Raw genomic sequence first — 16,745 nt, forward strand, 5'->3', positions numbered from 1 at the left:
AACAGCCGGAACTCAGCTCGACCTGTCGGCGGTCTCCGGGACGGCGGTCTCCTCGCCGACGCGGTGCGCGCGGATCTTGTGGCCGACGCTGGTGAGGCAGCGGCCGCTGGGCAGGTCGAAGCGCCAGCCGTGCAGCTGACAGGTGAGCTGGTCGCCCTCGACGATGCCGAACCGGCTCAGGTCCGCCTTCAGGTGCGGGCAGCGCCGCTGCACCGTCCAGTCGCCGATGGTGATGTCCTCGGCGTCGACCGCCCGCTCGTGCTCGTCGTACCAGCCCTCGGCGTACTGGAGGCGCTCGGTGGAGAGGCACTTGAAGAAGGCGTACACGAACTCGTTGTACTGCCCGATCCGGGCCGCCGAGAAGCGGCAGGAGAGGAAGAGCGAGTTGACCCAGTCCACCTCACCGATGTACAGCAGGTGCTCCACAAGCGCCCGCTCGGTCCGGAACCGGTAACGCACCTTCTCGTCGGCGTACGGCCGCACCTGCTTGCCCGGGAAGTCCACCACTATCGATTCAACGGTCTCGCCGCCTGAGCTGTCAGTGCCGACCAGGTCGAAGCGGACCGGACCGCCGACGCCCTTGGCCAGGTAGATCGACTCGTCGAGCAGCGGCTCGATCCGCCGCTTCAGCTCCTTGAGCACGTCGATCTCGGGGTGCCGCCAGGACGCCTTCTCCGCCTCGATGATCGGCCGCTTGCGCTCGCGCATCTCCTCCAGGTGCGCGACCTTGTTGGCGAAGAACTCCTCCACCGGCTGCGGGTGGGTCGTCGTCGCCCCGGAGGTGGTGACCTCGGCGACGCTGCCGGGCAGCAGCACGATGCCGTTGGTCCCGCCGACCTTGGCGTACTCGGCCAGGAAGACCGACTGGTCGGGGAAGATGTTCCCCTCGTCGCCGAAGATGTCGTTGAACTGCCACAGCTCGTCGTCGAGGAAACAGGGCGGGCCGGCGATCGGGAAGACGTGGTCGGCCTTCAGGTCGTCGATGTAGCGCCAGGTACGGTCGAACTGCCGGTCGCGCTTCTGCTTGCCGAACGCGGTCTTCGCCGCCTGCGGCAGCTCGTAGACCATCGGGTACCAGATCGCACCGGAGAACTGGAGCAGGTGCGCGTGCACGTGGCCCAGCTCGGCGAAGGCGCTCAGGTCGGTCGGGCGGGCGTCGTTCTGGTTGAGCAGCCGGACGCCGTCGTACTCCACCCAGAGCGAGGAGTCACCGATCGGGCCGTCGGTCGGGCTGGTCAACGCCTGGATCATGATCTTCAGGCCGCCGTCCAGCTCGAAGACCTCCTCGTTGCGGGTCTTCAGGAACTTCGTGAAGCCCAGCTCGCGGAACTCGTCCTCCATCTCCGAGGTGGGGAACTCGGGCAGCAGCACGGTCGCCTTCTTGGACACGTACCGCTTCAGGTGGGCCGCGTCGAAGTGGTCCCGGTGCAGGTGGGAGACGTAGAGGTAGTCGACGTCGCCGAGCGCCTCCCAGTCGAGCTGGGAATTGTCCGGGAACGGGAACCAGGACGCGAAGTAGGCCGGGTTCACCCACGGGTCGCAGAGGATGCTGCCCGCAGCCGTGTCGATCCGCATGCTCGCGTGCCCGGTACCGGTCACTCGCACCGCAGTTCCCCCTCATCAAGACAATCAAGGCGTACGCCAGAACGCTACCGGAGGCAGTGTGGTCGCCGTTCCGCGACGCCGGTAGTCCCCTCCGGCCCGCCCGAACAGGTCAACCGGCCCGGGGGCTCAGAGCTCGACCGGCCCGTCCGATTCCGCCGGCCGGGCGTCGGTCTCCCGCTATCGGCCGGACCCTGCGTTAGGGCCGGTACGGGGCGTGCCAGACTAACCGGAGATCCGATCGCGAGGGAAGGACCGACAGTGGCAGGAAGCGAGCCGGTAACGTCGCCAGACCAGCACAAGCCTGGGCATCGCAAGGCCGGGCGGATCGGCGCGGTCGTCACCGCGCTCGCGATGCTGGCGATGCTCTGCGGCAACCACGAGGGCAGGGTCGAGGACCTTTGGCTGATCGGCGTGGCCGTGCTCCTGCTGCTCATCGTGATCGGCGACGTGGTGCTGCGCCGCAACGGGCTGCGATCCTGATCCAGCCGAGCACCATCGTCCGACAAGCGCGAGGAGGGCCCGCCCCCGGTTCCGGGAGCGGGCCCTCGCGCGTCGTCGGGCAGCGGCCGGATGTCGGCTTCGCTCAGCGGCCGAAGAGGATGTCCTGGACGTTCTTCAACGCGGCGTCGACCTCGGCCTCGAAGTAACCGCCCTGCACCAGCCCGAAGCGCAGCGTGTCCAGGTCCTTCGGATTGACCGGCATCGGGTTACGCCCGGCCATCCCGCCGAGCAGGCTCTCGAAGAAGCGGTCCACCTGGTCCGGGTCGTACCCGCTGCCGAACCGGCGTACCTGGAAACTGCGCCGGATCTGGTCCACCCGGTAGAGGTCGCTGCCGGGCGGGCCGGCCATCGGCGGCCCACCCACGGACGGCCCGGCCATCGCCGGCGGACCCGCCATCGGCGGCCCGGCCATCGACGAGCCACCGAGCGCCTGCTGCGGCAGGCCAGGCGGCCCCGCCGGACCGCGCCGGTCCGGCAGCCGGATCTCCGCGGTCATGTCGGCACGGCCACGCCGGCCCGCCTCGAAGCCATCGAAGCGCTGCTCGTCGGGTGGACCGTAACCGCCCGGCCCGTCCGGTGGACCGTAACCACCGGGACCGTCCTGGGAACCATAGCCGCCCGGTCCGTCCGGGGGGCCGTAGCCGCCGGACCGGTCCGGCGGACCGTAACCACCGGGCCCGTCCTGGGGGCCGTAACCACCGGACCGGTCCGGCGGACCGTAACCACCGGGACCCTCCGGGTGACCGTAACCACCGGGACCGTCCGGCGGACCGTAACCACCGGGACCGGCGGGACCGTCCGGCGGACCGTAGCCACCGGGACCGGCGGGGAGGCCGCGCGACGGCGGGCCGCCGTGGCCCACCGGAGCGCCGGGCGGCCCCATCGGGGCGGCATGGCCACGCGGCGCGTCGTAGCCACCCCGGGGTGCGTCGTATCCGCCGGCGAACGCACCGGTCGGCTCGTCGTAGCGGCCGTACGGCGGACCGGCCTGCGCCGGCATCGACCGGGGTGGCATCGGCGGCTGCGGCACCGGCGACATGCCGCGGTCCTCGCGCCCGGGCGGGCCCATCCGGTCGGGCGGACCCATCCGGTCAGGCGGGCCCATCCGGTCAGGCGGGCCCAGTCGAGAGTCTCCACCGGGGCGGCCCGCGCCCCGCTCCTCCAACTCAGCCAGCTGCCGTTCGACCCGGTCAAGGTGCAGGTCGACCTGCCACTCGTCGTAGCCGTTGAAACGGACCCGGAAGACGACGTCGTGGACCTCCTGGGAGGCCACCGGGGCTCCGACGGGCTGGCCGGCGAGGGTCGCCTCGACCCGGTCCAGGAAGGCGTCCACCTCGTCAACCTTGTATCCCCGGCGGAGCGCCTTACGCCGGAAACGCTGACCCTGACTCGCCACTATGTCTCCTGGTCTCGTTCGCCACGCCCGGTCAAGCCGACATCTCCCCGGCCGGGTCGGTGCCTCTGTCCTCCGCGGCGGCCAGCTGCCCACACGCTCCGTCGATCTCGCGGCCTCGGGTGTCCCGCACCGTGGTGGACACCCCGGCATCGCGCAACCGCCGGACGAACTCCCGCTCGACCGGCTTCGGGCTGGCGTCCCAACGACTGCCCGGAGTCGGGTTGAGCGGGATCAGGTTCACGTGGGCCAGCTTGCCGGCCAGTAGCCGCCCGAGCAGATCGGCTCGCCACGGCTGGTCGTTCACGTCCTTGATCATCGCGTATTCGATCGACACGCGACGCCCCGTGCGAGCCGCGTAGGCCCACGCCGCGTCCAGCACCTCGGACACCTTCCAGCGCTGGTTGACCGGCACAAGTTCGTCGCGCAGCTCATCATCGGGCGCGTGCAGCGACAACGCAAGGGTCACCGAGAGGTCTTCGCTGGCCAGTCGGTGGATGGCCGGCACCAGCCCGACCGTGGAAACGGTGATGTGTCGCTGCGACAGACCGAGTCCCTCCGGTGCCGGCGCGACCAGCCGGCGGATCGCCGCCAGCACCCGGTTGTAGTTCGCCAGCGGCTCACCCATGCCCATGAAGACCACGTGTGACAGCCTCGGCGGCGACCCGGCCACCGCGCCGGAGGCGGCCACCCCGGCCAGGTAGACCGCCTGGTCGACGATCTCGGCGGTGGAGAGGTTACGGGTCAGCCCCGCCTGACCGGTCGCGCAGAACGGACAGGCCATCCCGCACCCGGCCTGGCTGGAGATGCAGACGGTGACCCGGTCCGGGTAGCCCATCAGCACGCTCTCCACCATCGACCCGTCGTGCAGCCGCCAGAGCGCCTTGCGCGTCGCCCCGTCGTCGCAGGCCAACTCCCGTACCGGGGTGAGCAGTCGGGGCAGCAGCTGGTCGGCCAGCCGATCCCGGGACGCCGCCGGCAGGTCGGTCATCCGGGCCGGGTCGCGAACCAGCCGGCCGAAGTAGTGGGTGGAGACCTGCTGGGCGCGGAACGCGGGCTCACCCAACCCGGTGACCAGGGCTTTTCGGCCGGCCAGGTCGAGATCGGCGAGGTGTTGCGGGGGCATTGCCGCCCGGCGCGCGCCGGGCGCGTCCGGGTCGACCGGAATCAGGGGCAGGCTCGTCATGGCTCGTCCAGTCTGGCACGCCGGACACGGAACGTACCCGTCCGCGACGGGCGAATCCGTTCCCCTCGCCCTCGTGAGCCGGCGCCGCCAGCGTGATCCATGGCTCAGCTCACCGCCGGCACGAAGACCACGAGCAGCAGGTACGCGGTGGGCACGGCGAACAGCACCGAGTCGAGCCGGTCCATCAGACCACCGTGACCGGGCAGCAGATTACTCATGTCCTTCACGCCGAGATCACGTTTGATCATGGACTCGGCCAGGTCACCGAGGACCGCGGCGACCGAGATCGCCATTCCGAAGACGGCACCCCACCAGGGGGCCACGTCGAACAGCAGCCAGAGCAGCAGAGCGCTGCCCGACGCCGCAGCGGTGACCGAGCCGGCGAACCCCTCCCAGGACTTCTTGGGGCTGATCGCCGGGGCCATCGGGTGCTTGCCGAAGTTGGCACCGGCCGCGTACCCGCCGGTGTCGGAGAGCACCACGGCGACGAGGGTCACCAGCACCCGCAGGTCCCCGTCGCCCGGGCTGGAGGCGAGCAGTGCGGCGAAGCCGCCGAGGAAGGGGACGTACACCGCGATAAGCGTGGCCGCGGTCATGTCCCGCCGGAAGTCGGCGGTGCCGTCGCCGAGCCGCCAGACCATCGTGCCGGCAACCGTGACGAGCAGCCCGAGCAGGAGCGCATCCGGGCCGGCGAACCAGGCCATGGTGACCGTGAGCACCCCGCCGGCGATCAGCGGCACCAGCGGCACCTGGGCGCCGCTGCGCCGCACCGCGCGGGACATCTCCCAGATGCCGATGCCGAAGGCAGCGGCGAGCACCAGTAGGAAGGCCGGCGTGTAGAGGAACAGTGGCAGCAGGACCGCGGCGCCCAGACACACCCCGACCGAGATGGCCGCGGGGAGATTGCGGCCGGCCCGGCTGGACGACTTCTGCGGGCCGGCGGGCCGGCCGGCACCGGCGCGGCGCCGACCGCGATGGCGCTTGCCCGGCGCCGGTTGCTCGTCGGGCTCCGGCTCGTCGGCAGCGCGCACCGGCGCCTCCTCCCGCTCCGGGCCCGCCCCGGCAGGCACCGGCGGAAACTGCGCGGTGGGCGCCTCCTCGTGATCGAGGCCGGCACCCGCGCGCACCGGCGCGAACTGCGCCGTCGGCGCATCTTCGTGGTCCAGGTCCCGGCGCCCGTTCATGCCGCCCGGGCGCCGGTCGGGCAGGTCACGGGGGCGGGGCTGGTTACGCGGATCGGCGTACAGCTCGGCGGCGGCGCGCGGGTCGCGGTCCCACGGACCGGGTTCGAGGTCCGGCTCCGGCCAGGGCAGCGACACCTGGCGCTCCGGCCGATCCCAGCCGCGAGCCTCGGCGCCACCGTAGGGGTCGAGGTGGGACATCACGCACCAAACGAGAGTGGTACGAGGTCCACCGCTTGACGCACAGCCACTACCATCCCCTACCCGCGCGAGGCGCTCCGTCTGATTTGCCGGTCCGTCGGCTGGCCGATTCCCACCGTTCACCGCCGGGTCGCCGGGAATCGTGCCGAGCCTACTGCACCTCCCCACCGGGCAGGACGCAGCAGCCCCGGCCTCCGTGCACGACCCGCGCGACGTCGACCATGAAGTTGTCGCCACGCCACGCCGACGGCGACGACAACCTCATGATCAATGTCGCGGGAAGCGCAGGACGGGCGGAGAGGCTCAGACCTCCAGGAGTTCGGCTTCCTTGTGCTTGACCAGCTCGTCGACGTGCGCGACGTAGCGCTGGGTCAGGTCGTCAAGCTCCCGCTCCGCGCGGCGACCGTCGTCCTCGCCGACCTCGCCGTCCTTCACCATCCGGTCCAGCTCTTCCTTGCCCTTGCGCCGGATGTTACGGATCGCGACCTTGGCCTCCTCGCCCTTGTGGCGGGCGACTTTGATCATGTCGCGGCGGCGCTCCTCGGTCATCTGCGGAAGCAGGATGCGCAGCTGGTTGCCCTCGTTGTTCGGGTTGACCCCGAGGTCCGAGTCGCGGATCGCCTTCTCCATGGCGTTGATCTGCGAGTTGTCGTACGGCTTGATGATGGCCATCCGCGGCTCGGGGATGCCCACCGACGCCATCTGGGTAAGCGGCGTGGGAGTGCCGTAGTAGTCGATAATGATCTTGGAGAACATGGCCGGAGTGGCGCGACCGGTGCGGATGGCCCCGAACTCCTCCTTGGCGTGCTCGACCGCACGCTCCATCTTCTCCTCGGCCTCGAGGAGGGTGTCGTCGATCACCGCTCTCCTCGCCTCCTTCTTGTGCTTGTCGTGGGCTTGTCGGGTCGCCGGAACCGCCGAGATCGGCGGTCGACTCAGGTGGTGATCAGCGTGCCGATCTGCTCGCCGCCCACCGCCCGGACGATGGTGTCCTCGCCCTGCGCGCCGAAGACCAGCATCGGCAGGCCGTTCTCCATGCAGAGGCTGAAGGCGGCCGCGTCGGCGACCCGGAGGTTGCGACGCAGCACCTCGGAGAAGGTGATCGAGTCGAACTTGCTGGCGGTCGGGTCGATCCGCGGATCGGCCGTGTAGACGCCGTCCACGCCGTTCTTGCTCATCAGCACCACGTCCGCGTGGATCTCCAACGCGCGCTGGGCGGCCACCGTGTCGGTGGAGAAGTACGGCATCCCCGCTCCGGCGCCGAAGATGACCACACGGCCCTTCTCCAGGTGCCGGATCGCCCGCAGCGGGATGTACGGCTCGGCGACCTGGGCCATCGTGATGGCGCTCTGCACCCGGGTCTCGATGCCCTCCTTCTCCAGGAAATCCTGGAGGGCGAGGCAGTTCATCACCGTGCCGAGCATGCCCATGTAGTCCGCCCGAGCCCGGTCCATGCCCCGCTTCTGCAGTTCCGCGCCGCGGAAGAAGTTGCCGCCGCCGACCACCACGGAAACCTGGACCCCGCGGCGCACCACGGTGGCGATCTGGCGGGCGATGGCCTGGACGACATCCGGGTCGACACCGATCGCGCCGCCGCCGAACACCTCGCCGGAGAGCTTCAGCACCACCCGGCGCGCCCGGCCCGGCGGCGGTGCCGTCGGATCATCCGCCGCCACCGTCCGGTCCCTCACAACCTGCGTCATCCGCCCGTCCTTCCCCCACCGGTGCGCCCGGGTGCGTACCTGCCCTTGCAGACCTTATGGGACGAGGAGGCCGCGGTGTCTGTCGCGTACACCGGCGGCCTCCTCGTCGTGTCGTTGCTCAGCCCACGGGCGCGGCGCGCCCGGTCGGCGGCCTCAGGCCTGGCCGACCTCGAACCGCACGAAGCGGGTGACCTCGATGCCGGCCTCCGCCAGCACCTGCTTCACCGTCTTCTTGTTGTCGGTGACCGACGACTGCTCCAGCAGGACGAAGTCCTTGAAGAAGGAGTTCACCCGACCCTCGACGATCTTCGGCAGCGCCGCCTCCGGCTTGTTCTCCTCGCGGGCGGTCTGCTCGGCGATGCGCCGCTCGGACTCGACGACCTCGGCCGGCACCTCGTCGCGGGTGAGGTACTGCGGACGCATCGCGGCGATCTGCATGGCCGTGCCGCGCGCGTCGGCGTCGCCCGCCTCGTCGGTCTTGCCGCTGTACTGCACCAGCACGCCGACCGCCGGGGGCAGGTCCTGGGCCTTACGGTGCAGGTAGACCGCGACGGTGCCGTCCAGCTTGGCGAAGCGGTTCAGCACCAGCTTCTCGCCGATCTTCGCGGACTGCTCCTGGATCAGGTCGGCGACCGGACGGCCGTCGATCTCGCTGGCCAGCAGTTCCTCGGCGTTGCTCACGCCGGAGCGCTCACCGTGCTCGACCAACTGCTGCGCCAGCGCGATGAAAGCGTCGTTCTTCGCGACGAAGTCGGTCTCGCAGTTGAGCTCGAGCAGGGCCTGGCCGGAGTGCGCGATCAGGCCGTTGGCGGCGGTCCGACCGGCCCGCTTGCCGACGTCCTTGGCGCCCTTGACGCGCAGGATCTCGACGGCCTTGTCGAAGTCGCCCTCGGCCTCGGTCAGGGCCTTCTTGCTGTCCATCATGCCGGCGCCGGTCAGGTCGCGGAGCTTCTTGACGTCCGCCGCGGTGATCTGGGACATGGCTCTCTCTTCGGTGTTGAGATTGCGGTGGGATGGTCTGAGGTGCCGGTTACCCGGATCCGGGAAGTTCCTGCCCGGCCTGGCCGCCCGGCCACCGTCGCTGACGGTGGCCGGGCGGCGGCGGGGTCACTGCCCGGAGACGGCGGCCGGCTGCTCGGCCGGCTGCTGCTCGGCTGGCTGCTGCTCGGCCGCCGGCTGCTGCTCATCGGCCTTCTTGGGCTCCTCGAGCAGCTCGCGCTCCCACTCGGCCAGCGGCTCGTCGGTGGCGACGCCCGCCTCCGGCTTCTCATCCCCGCCCCGGCGACGGCCGGACCGGGCGATCAGACCGTCGGCGACGGCGGCGGCGACGACCTTGGTCAGCAGCTCGGCCGAACGGATCGCGTCGTCGTTACCCGGAATCGGGAAGTCGACCTCGTCCGGGTCGCAGTTGGTGTCGAGCACGGCGATCACCGGAATGCCCAGCTTGCGGGCCTCGTCGACCGCGATGTGCTCCTTCTTGGTGTCGACCACCCAGACCGCGGCCGGCAGCTTCTGCATGTCCCGGAGGCCACCCAGGGTGCGGGTCAGCTTGATCTTCTCGCGGGACAGCTGGAGGGTCTCCTTCTTGGTGTAACCGGCGGCGGTGCCGCTCAGGTCACCCAGCGCCTCCAGCTCCTTCATCCGCTGGAGCCGCTTGTACACCGTCTGGAAGTTGGTAAGCATGCCGCCGAGCCAGCGGTGGTTGACGTACGGCTGGCCGACCCGGGTCGCCTGCTCGGCGATCGCCTCCTGGGCCTGCTTCTTGGTGCCGACGAAGAGGATGCTGCCGCCCTCGGCCACCGTGTTGCGCACGAACTCGTACGCCTTCTCGATGTAGTCGAGAGTCTGGCGCAGGTCGATGATGTAGATGCCGTTACGCTCGGTGAAGATGAAGCGCTTCATCTTCGGGTTCCAGCGCCGGGTCTGGTGCCCGAAGTGAACACCGCTCTCCAGCAGCTGACGCATGGTCACGACGGCCATGTTTCGTACTCCTTGTGATCCCTGGTTGTCCCGCCCAGCCGGCGGCCGGGCGGCCTGGTGCCCGGTCACCGGCCATGGTGGGCCCGACCAAGATCGAGACCAGGGAGGCCGCCGCCGCACGACGACTCGTGAGGAGGGCACGCGAGGTCGACCGCACGAGGCGGTCGCCAGTCGACCAGTGTACGCGCCCCAGCTGAGGTGTAAGGAAGGGCCCCTTATTAACGCCTGATGTAGAGGAAGGGCCCCCTATTAACATTCACGGCCCCGCCCGCACAGCCGCACGCGCGCACACGCACGCCCGCACCGGTCCGGCAGCACACGCACGGTCGACACACAGAGGGCCGGCACACAGAGGGTGAGCACCCAGGCCGGGCAGGCACCCGACCGGGCAAGCACCGGGCCACGCAGGGGACCGCGGCCGCGCAGGCACCCACTCCGGCCGGGCAGGGACCTCGGCCGAGCAGGCAGCCGCGCAGGGGACCCCGGCCGAGAAGGCACCGGGCCAGCCAGGCAGCTGGCCGCGCAGGGACCCCGGCCGCGCAGGAAGCCCGGCCGCGCAGAGGACCTCGCCGCGCAGGCAGCCGGCCGCGCAGGAAACCCGGCCACGCCGGAGACCCCGGCCGCGCAGAGGACCTCGCCGCGCAGGCAGCCGGCCGCGCAGGGACCCCGGCCGGGCAGGCAGGAAGCCGGCCGCGCAGGCAGGAAGCCCGGCCGCGCCGGAGACCCCGGCCGCGCAGAGGACCTCGCCGCGCAGGCAGGCAGCCGGGCAGGCAGGCAGCCGGGCAGGCAGGCAGCCGGCCGCGCAGGGACCCCGGCCGGGCAGGCAGGCAGCCGGCCGGGCAGGCAGCCGGGGTTTGCTCAGCCGGTGGCGAGGGCGGCAGCCAGGAAGAGCGCCAGTCCGACGGTCAGGTACGCGGTCGGCGGACGCAGCCAGCCGCGTGCCCCGTCGGTCAGCGAGAATCCGGTGGTCCGCAACCCGTACAGGCCGGCTGCGAAGATCGGCAAGCCGCAGGCCAGGAACGTGCCCGCCAGCACGTCGGCGGCGGACACCGGATCCGCGGTCACCCCGTGCAGCAGCACCAGGAGCGCCGGCACCTCGAAGATCACGACCAGCACGGCACAGAGTACGGCGAGAACCGGCCGCCGGCTGCGGTAGACCCCGTCGCCGGCGGGCAGGCTCGCCTGCGTACCGAATGCCGGGTGCCCGCCCTCGACGGCGCCGGCCTGCGGTCCGCTCTCCCCCACCTGCAGGTCGGCCCGGAGGGCGACCGCCGGCATCGGTCCGGTCGGCTGCTCCAGCGGATTCGCCGACTCCGGGCCCCGCTCCACCGGGTTGGCCGGCTCCGGAGCCCGCTGGATCGAGCCCGGCGGCTCCGGAGCCCGCTGCACCGGGTTGGTCGGCTCCGGGCCCCGCCTCGCCTCGACGATCGGGTAACCCGCGAGCAGCGCCGACCGGGTGGCCTCGGTTGCCAGCGGGTCCGCATCGGCGGGGCTCGGCTCGGGGACGGCGCGGCGACCGGGTCGATCGGCCGGCAACTCGCCGGAAACCTCCGGATCCACCCATTCGGGACGTCGCATGCGCGATGCCCGGTAGCGCTCGGTCTCCGCCGGGGCGTCCCCCAACGGGTCCGCACCGCCGAAGCGGCGTGCCGACCCGTACCGATCGTCGTCATCAGCCCGAGAGTCGAACGCGGCCCAGGAATCGGACGTGACCCGCGGGTCGGCGGGGGTGCTCGGGCCGGGGGCGACCGCGGAGGGGTCGGGCCCGGTCCCCGGCTCGGCGGCGCTTCTCGACTCGTCGTCGCGGTAGCGCGCCTCCGCCGCACCGCGCCAGTCCGGGTCGCCGTACCCACCGCGGTCACCCGGGTACCAGCGCGATTCCTGATCGTCGGCAAAGCTGCGTCGTCCGTCCACGCCCGGCACCGTATGCGACCGATCAACCAAGCGCCATCCGGCCCCTGCGCTGGCCAGAGGCGGTGCAGTCATTTCGACCCGGTACGGAGAGTAAGAACCGAATTCGATCGCCATAGCACAACGAGGGCATGATCGTCCGGTTGTCCACAACACCCTCCGTTGTCCACAGATCGCACCGACGGGGTCGCCAAAAACCGGCCGACGCGAGCAGGGTGCCGTCATGACCAAGCGGAACCAGGCCGTCGGCGGGTACGGGGAACGGTGCGCCGTCCGACACCTCATCGAGGCAGGGCTGCGCCCGGTGGCCCGAAACTGGCGTTGCTCGTCGGGAGAGATCGACATCATCGCCTGGGACGGCCCGGTGCTGGCCTTCTGCGAGGTGAAGACGCGGCGCACCATGGCCTTCGGCACCCCCAGCGAGGCGGTGATCCGGAGCAAGGCCCGCCGCCTGCGCCGCCTCGCGGCCGAATGGTTGTCCGCGACCGGCACCAGCGCCGACGAGATCCGCTTCGACGTCATCTCGGTCCTGGTGCCCGGCACCGGCCGGGCCCGCGTCGAGCATCTCAGAGGGGCGTTCTGATGAGCTACGCGCGGGTGCTCTGCGTCGGGCTGGTCGGAATGACCGGCCATCTGGTGGAGGTGGAGGCCGATCTCGCGCCCGGCCTGCCCGGGGTGGTCATCTCCGGGCTACCCGACACCGCCCTGCACGAGGCCCGGGACCGGGTCCGCGCCGCGGTGGTCAACTCCGGCCAGCGCTGGCCGAACCGGCGGATAACTCTCAACCTGCTACCGGCCACCCTGCCCAAGTTCGGGTCGGCGTTCGATCTGGCGATCGCGGTGGCGTTGCTCGGCGGGTCCGGTGAGCTGCCGCTGGCACCGCTGGACGGCGTGGTGATCCTCGGCGAGCTGGGTCTGGACGGCACGGTGCGGCCGATACGGGGCGTACTGCCAATGGTCGCCGCGGCCGCGAGGGCCGGCGTCGAGCGGGTGATCGTGCCGACCGGCAACACCGCCGAGGCGGCGGTCGTGCCCGGGCTACGGGTACGCGGAGTGGACAGCCTGCACCGGCTAATCGGCTTTGTCCGCGACGGCGACCCGCTTGTCGAACCGCCGGCCGCTGCTCCACCCCCGGCCGACAGCGGTCCCGATCTGGCCGAGGTCGCCGGCCAACCGCTCGGTCGACGGGCCCTGGAGGTCGCCGCCGCCGGTGGGCACCATCTGGCGCTGATCGGGCCGCCCGGAGCCGGCAAGACCATGCTCGCCGAGCGCCTGCCGTCGATCCTGCCGCCGCTGGACGACGAGGCCGCGTTGGAGGTGACGGCGCTGCACTCGATCGCCGGGCAGCTGCCTGCGGGTAGCGGGCTGCTCCGTCGACCTCCGTTCCAGGCGCCGCACCACACCGCGACCGTGCCGTCCATCGTCGGCGGTGGCGCGGGCCTGGCCCGGCCCGGCGCGGTCTCCCTCGCCCATCGCGGGGTGCTCTTTCTTGACGAGGCGCCCGAGTTCAGCAAGGCGGCCCTGGAGGCGCTGCGGCAGCCGTTGGAGAACGGCCGGGTGCGGTTGGCCCGCAGCCGAGGCGGTGCCGAATATCCTGCCCGCGCCCAGCTGGTGATCGCGGCCAACCCCTGCCCCTGCGCCAACCCGGCCGGCGACGACCGCTGCGAGTGTCCCCCGCTGACCCGACGCCGTTACCTCGGCCGGCTCTCGGGCCCGCTGCTCGACCGGATCGACCTTCAGGTCCGCCTGCCACCGGTGCGCGCGGCCGACCTGATGGAGTCCGCCGCCACCGAGTCGTCCACGGTCGTCGCCGCGCGGGTGGCCGGCGCGCGCACGGCGGCGGCCACCCGATGGGCCGCCTGGGGGCACCACCTCAACGCCGAGATACCCGGCCCGAACCTACGCCGGCCACCGTGGCGGCTACCGGCCCGGGACACTGCCGAGCTGCGCTCGCGGCTCGACGCCGGTTCGCTCTCCGCGCGCGGATTCGACCGGGTCATCCGGCTCGCCTGGACGATCGCCGACCTGGACGGACGGGCCCGCCCCGACCGGGTCGACGTCGCCGAGGCCATCCAACTGAGAACGGGAGAGGGCACATGAGTACGCGCGAGGAGTCGGTGCTGGCCCGGGTGGCGTTGACCTGGTTGACGGAGCCCGGCACCCGGTCGGTGCACGGGCTGGTCGACCAGCTCGGACCGGTAGCGGCACTGGACCTGTTGCTCGACGGCGGGGCGCCACACGAAGGGCTGCGCGACAGCGTGGCGGCGCGCAGCGGAGCCGGGGACGCCCGGGCGATGGCGGCCGAGGCGCTGAAACACTGCGACCGGCTCAGTGCCCGCGTCGTCATCCCCGGCGACGAGGAGTGGCCCGTGACGGTGGAGCAACTACGCACGCTGCACCTGCCCGACGCCCGCCGCCGGGTCGACCGGGAGACCGCACCGCCGCTCTGTTTCTGGGTACGCGGACCCTGGCCGCTGGCCGAGGCGTTGGAGCGTTCCGTGGCGGTGGTGGGCGCGCGGGCCGCCACGGCGTACGGCGTGCATGTCGCGACGGGTCTGGGTTACGGCCTGGCCGATCGGGACTGGACGGTGGTCTCCGGCGGTGCCTTCGGCATCGACGCCGCCGCGCATCGTGGTGCCCTGAACGCCGGTGGCCGGACCGTCGCCGTGCTCGCCTGCGGTCTGGACCGCCCCTATCCGATGGGCAACACCGCGTTGTTCGACCGCATCGCGGACACCGGTCTCCTGGTCAGCGAGTGGCCGCCGGGGGCAGAGCCACTGCGCCCGCGGTTCCTCATCCGCAACCGGGTGATCGCGGCGGGCACGAAGGGCACGGTACTGGTCGAGGCGGCGGCCCGCAGCGGAGCGACCCAGACCACCCGGCGGGCCATCGCGCTACGCCGACCGGCGATGGTGGTGCCCGGTCCGGTCACCTCGGCGATGTCCGTCGGCGCCCACGAGATGCTGCGCGAGGAGCCGGCGACGCGGCTGGTGACCGACCTCGACCAGGTGCTGGAGGAGGTCGGCCGGATCGGCGAGTTCGCCCCGGTGCCGCGCGGCCCGGATCGGCCCACCGACCTGCTCGACGACGATGCGAGGGCGATCGTGGAGGCGATGCCCCGGCGCGGCACTGTCGACGTGGAGGCCGTCGCCGCGCGGGCCGGCCTGCCGATCCGGACGGTGCTGCGCAAGATGTCCATGTTGGAGGAGCTGGCCCTGGTGGTACGCCGTGCCGACGGCTACCTCCTGGCAGCTCGACCGGCTGCACGGTGACCGCCCCGTACGGTGCGGACGCCGGGACCAGCCTCCGCTACGTCTCGAGCCGGCTGAGGGAACGTCGCGAAGAAACCTTGAGCCTGAGAGCAACGGCCCGGACCGCGTGGTCCGGGCTGTGCTGCGTCTGCTCTCCTGGCCGCTCAGCTCTCCTCATCGGATGCGGCGTCCCGGGCCTGGTGGGGCCGGTAGGTCCTGATCCATGCCTCCACCGCCGCGCGCTCCCAGACCCGCACCTTGCCGCTAGCCACCGTGTCCAGGGGAGCGGGGAAGGTCGCGCGATTCGTGATCTCGGTGGCCCTGGTACGCGACACACCGGCGAGCATGTCGGCGATGTCGGACATGGCCACCAGAGTGCCGCGACGACGGGTGCGACATGCTGAGCTGGGCCATCGGCGTGGTCAAAGTCCCGCCGCCTGGCCGCCAACCGGCCGAACCGCTTCGCTGCCCCCCAAGCCGTGACCGTGCCAGGCCAGCCGGCCGGATGTCCATCGCTGACGTGGGCAGAGACCCGACTGGAGTAGTACAACCATCCCGGCCAGCCCAGCGCCAACCGGCTGTGACATCCGGAGCGGGACCGGCGGCCGGCAACGGCCGTAGGCTGGGTTCGTGCGAGGTATCGATGGGCAGGAGCCGAGCGCCCGCAGCACACAAGCCGGGGCCCGCAGCACGCAGACCAGCTCCCGCGGCACGCAGGCCATGCACGCGGCGCTGCCGGCACCGCTGCGGGACACGGTGGACGAGTTCGCCCGCCACCTCGCCGGGGTACGCAACCGCTCGGCCCACACCGTGCGCGCGTACGTCGCCGATCTGGTGTCCCTGCTGAACCATGCCCAGCGAATGGGCTGCAACCAGGTGTCCGAGCTGAGCCTCGACACGGTACGCAGCTGGTTGGCGAGGCAACGCACGATGGGCGCGGCCCGCACCTCGCTGGCCCGACGAGCGGCGACGGCACGCACATTCAGCGCCTGGGCGCATCGCAGCGGGCTGCTGCCCACCGACGTCGCCGCCACGCTGGCCAGTCCCCGTCCGCAGCGCACGCTGCCCACCGTGCTCCGCGCCGACCAGGCCGCGCTGCTCGTCGAGGCACCGTCCCGCGCCCCGACCGCCCGCCCCGGACCACCCGACGCCGCCGACCAAGCCAGGTCACCGGGCGCCGCCGACCGAACCAGACCATCCGACGCCGCCCTTCGGACCAGATCACCCGACGCCACCGACGGCCCGGAACCAGACGAGCGCACCGATCGTCTGTACCCATCCGAGGACACCGGCCGGGCCGAGGCCGACGCCGCCGAGGCCGTGCTGCTGCGTGACCGGGCACTGCTGGAACTGCTCTACGGCACCGGGGTACGGGTCAGCGAGGCGTGCGGGATCGACGTGGCGGACGTCGACCACGGTCGGCGGGTGGTGCGGGTACGCGGCAAGGGCGGCCGGGAACGGACGGTGCCGTACGGCCTGCCGGCCCAGCGGGCGATCGACGACTGGCTGCGGCGGGGGCGGCCGGTGTTGGCGGTCCCGGGATCCCGCGACGCGCTACTGCTCGGCGCCCGGGGCGGTCGGCTGCATCCGACGACCGCCCGCCGGATCGTCGGCGGGTACGCGGACGCCGCCGGCCTGCCCCGGGTCAGCCCGCACGCGCTACGCCACTCGGCCGCCACCCACCTGCTCGAAGGCGGTGCGGACCTGCGGGCGGTGCAGGAGTTGCTCGGCCACTCCTCGCTGGCCAGCACGCAGGTCTACACCCATGTCTCGATGGATCGGCTGCGGGCCGCCTACCAGCAGGCACATCCCCGCGCCTGACCGCGGCGGAAC

15 protein-coding genes are annotated in these 16,745 nt (G+C 71.9%); 5 read left to right on the forward strand and 10 right to left on the reverse strand.

What is annotated here, in order from left to right; translation table 11 throughout:
- Window positions 1-12: 12 nt before the first annotated feature.
- Window positions 13-1,605 carry a Rieske 2Fe-2S domain-containing protein gene (locus AC507J_RS19330; RefSeq protein ID WP_496290576.1) on the reverse strand — a complete coding sequence of 531 codons (1,593 nt, stop codon included), beginning with the start codon at window positions 1,603-1,605 and terminating at the stop codon, window positions 13-15.
- A 258-nt stretch (window positions 1,606-1,863) separates the two neighbouring features.
- Here AC507J_RS19330 and AC507J_RS19335 point away from each other — a divergent pair, with 258 nt between their 5' ends.
- Window positions 1,864-2,085, forward strand: a complete 222-nt coding sequence (locus tag AC507J_RS19335) for a DUF2631 domain-containing protein (protein WP_496290577.1) — start codon at window positions 1,864-1,866, stop codon at window positions 2,083-2,085.
- 103 nt (window positions 2,086-2,188) lie between these two features.
- On the opposite strand, the gene AC507J_RS19340 is transcribed toward AC507J_RS19335, so the two are convergent.
- The 8 genes from AC507J_RS19340 to AC507J_RS19375 form a co-directional block, all read right to left on the reverse strand.
- Window positions 2,189-3,502 (reverse strand): DivIVA domain-containing protein, encoded by a 1,314-nt coding sequence (locus tag AC507J_RS19340; RefSeq protein ID WP_496290578.1) that lies wholly within the window; start codon window positions 3,500-3,502, stop codon window positions 2,189-2,191.
- Between the two features lie 31 nt (window positions 3,503-3,533).
- A complete protein-coding gene (gene rlmN / locus AC507J_RS19345; protein ID WP_496290579.1) occupies window positions 3,534-4,685 on the reverse strand; it encodes a dual-specificity RNA methyltransferase RlmN in 1,152 nt (383 codons plus the stop codon).
- Between the two features lie 104 nt (window positions 4,686-4,789).
- The gene (locus tag AC507J_RS19350) at window positions 4,790-6,067 is read right to left on the reverse strand and encodes a phosphatidate cytidylyltransferase (protein WP_496290580.1); all 1,278 of its coding nucleotides are present in this window, start codon (window positions 6,065-6,067) and stop codon (window positions 4,790-4,792) included.
- 303 nt (window positions 6,068-6,370) lie between these two features.
- Window positions 6,371-6,928, reverse strand: a complete 558-nt coding sequence (frr, locus tag AC507J_RS19355) for a ribosome recycling factor (RefSeq protein WP_496290581.1) — start codon at window positions 6,926-6,928, stop codon at window positions 6,371-6,373.
- Window positions 6,929-7,002: 74 nt separating this feature from the next.
- Complete coding sequence (pyrH, locus tag AC507J_RS19360; protein WP_496290582.1) at window positions 7,003-7,770, reverse strand: UMP kinase; 768 nt, start codon at window positions 7,768-7,770, stop codon at window positions 7,003-7,005.
- 153 nt (window positions 7,771-7,923) lie between these two features.
- Window positions 7,924-8,751: a translation elongation factor Ts gene (gene tsf, locus AC507J_RS19365; protein ID WP_496290583.1), complete on the reverse strand. Its 828-nt coding sequence runs from the start codon at window positions 8,749-8,751 to the stop codon at window positions 7,924-7,926.
- Window positions 8,752-8,877: 126 nt separating this feature from the next.
- Window positions 8,878-9,750, reverse strand: a complete 873-nt coding sequence (gene rpsB / locus AC507J_RS19370; RefSeq protein WP_496290584.1) for a 30S ribosomal protein S2 — start codon at window positions 9,748-9,750, stop codon at window positions 8,878-8,880.
- Window positions 9,751-10,608: 858 nt separating this feature from the next.
- The gene (locus AC507J_RS19375) at window positions 10,609-11,673 is read right to left on the reverse strand and encodes a hypothetical protein (RefSeq protein ID WP_496290585.1); all 1,065 of its coding nucleotides are present in this window, start codon (window positions 11,671-11,673) and stop codon (window positions 10,609-10,611) included.
- A gap of 211 nt (window positions 11,674-11,884) precedes the next feature.
- On the opposite strand from AC507J_RS19375, the gene AC507J_RS19380 reads away from it, so the two are divergent.
- From AC507J_RS19380 to AC507J_RS19390, 3 genes are read left to right on the forward strand one after another with little or no spacing between them, the layout of a single operon-like run.
- Window positions 11,885-12,244 (forward strand): YraN family protein, encoded by a 360-nt coding sequence (locus AC507J_RS19380; RefSeq protein WP_496290586.1) that lies wholly within the window; start codon window positions 11,885-11,887, stop codon window positions 12,242-12,244.
- On the forward strand, window positions 12,244-13,761 hold the full coding sequence (locus AC507J_RS19385) for a YifB family Mg chelatase-like AAA ATPase (protein ID WP_496290587.1): 1,518 nt from the start codon (window positions 12,244-12,246) through the stop codon (window positions 13,759-13,761). The genes AC507J_RS19380 and AC507J_RS19385 overlap by 1 nt, the downstream gene beginning before the upstream one ends.
- Window positions 13,758-14,933 (forward strand): DNA-processing protein DprA, encoded by a 1,176-nt coding sequence (locus tag AC507J_RS19390; RefSeq protein ID WP_496290588.1) that lies wholly within the window; start codon window positions 13,758-13,760, stop codon window positions 14,931-14,933. Before AC507J_RS19385 ends, AC507J_RS19390 begins: the two co-directional genes overlap by 4 nt.
- Before the next feature lie 143 nt (window positions 14,934-15,076).
- On the opposite strand, the gene AC507J_RS19395 is transcribed toward AC507J_RS19390, so the two are convergent.
- Entirely contained in the window at window positions 15,077-15,277 is a 201-nt protein-coding gene (locus AC507J_RS19395; RefSeq protein WP_496290589.1) for a hypothetical protein, read from the reverse strand.
- A gap of 355 nt (window positions 15,278-15,632) precedes the next feature.
- On the opposite strand from AC507J_RS19395, the gene AC507J_RS19400 reads away from it, so the two are divergent.
- The gene (locus AC507J_RS19400) at window positions 15,633-16,733 is read left to right on the forward strand and encodes a tyrosine recombinase XerC (protein WP_496290649.1); all 1,101 of its coding nucleotides are present in this window, start codon (window positions 15,633-15,635) and stop codon (window positions 16,731-16,733) included.
- Window positions 16,734-16,745: the final 12 nt, after the last annotated feature.

Source organism: Micromonospora sp. PRAS1, assembly GCF_059553435.1.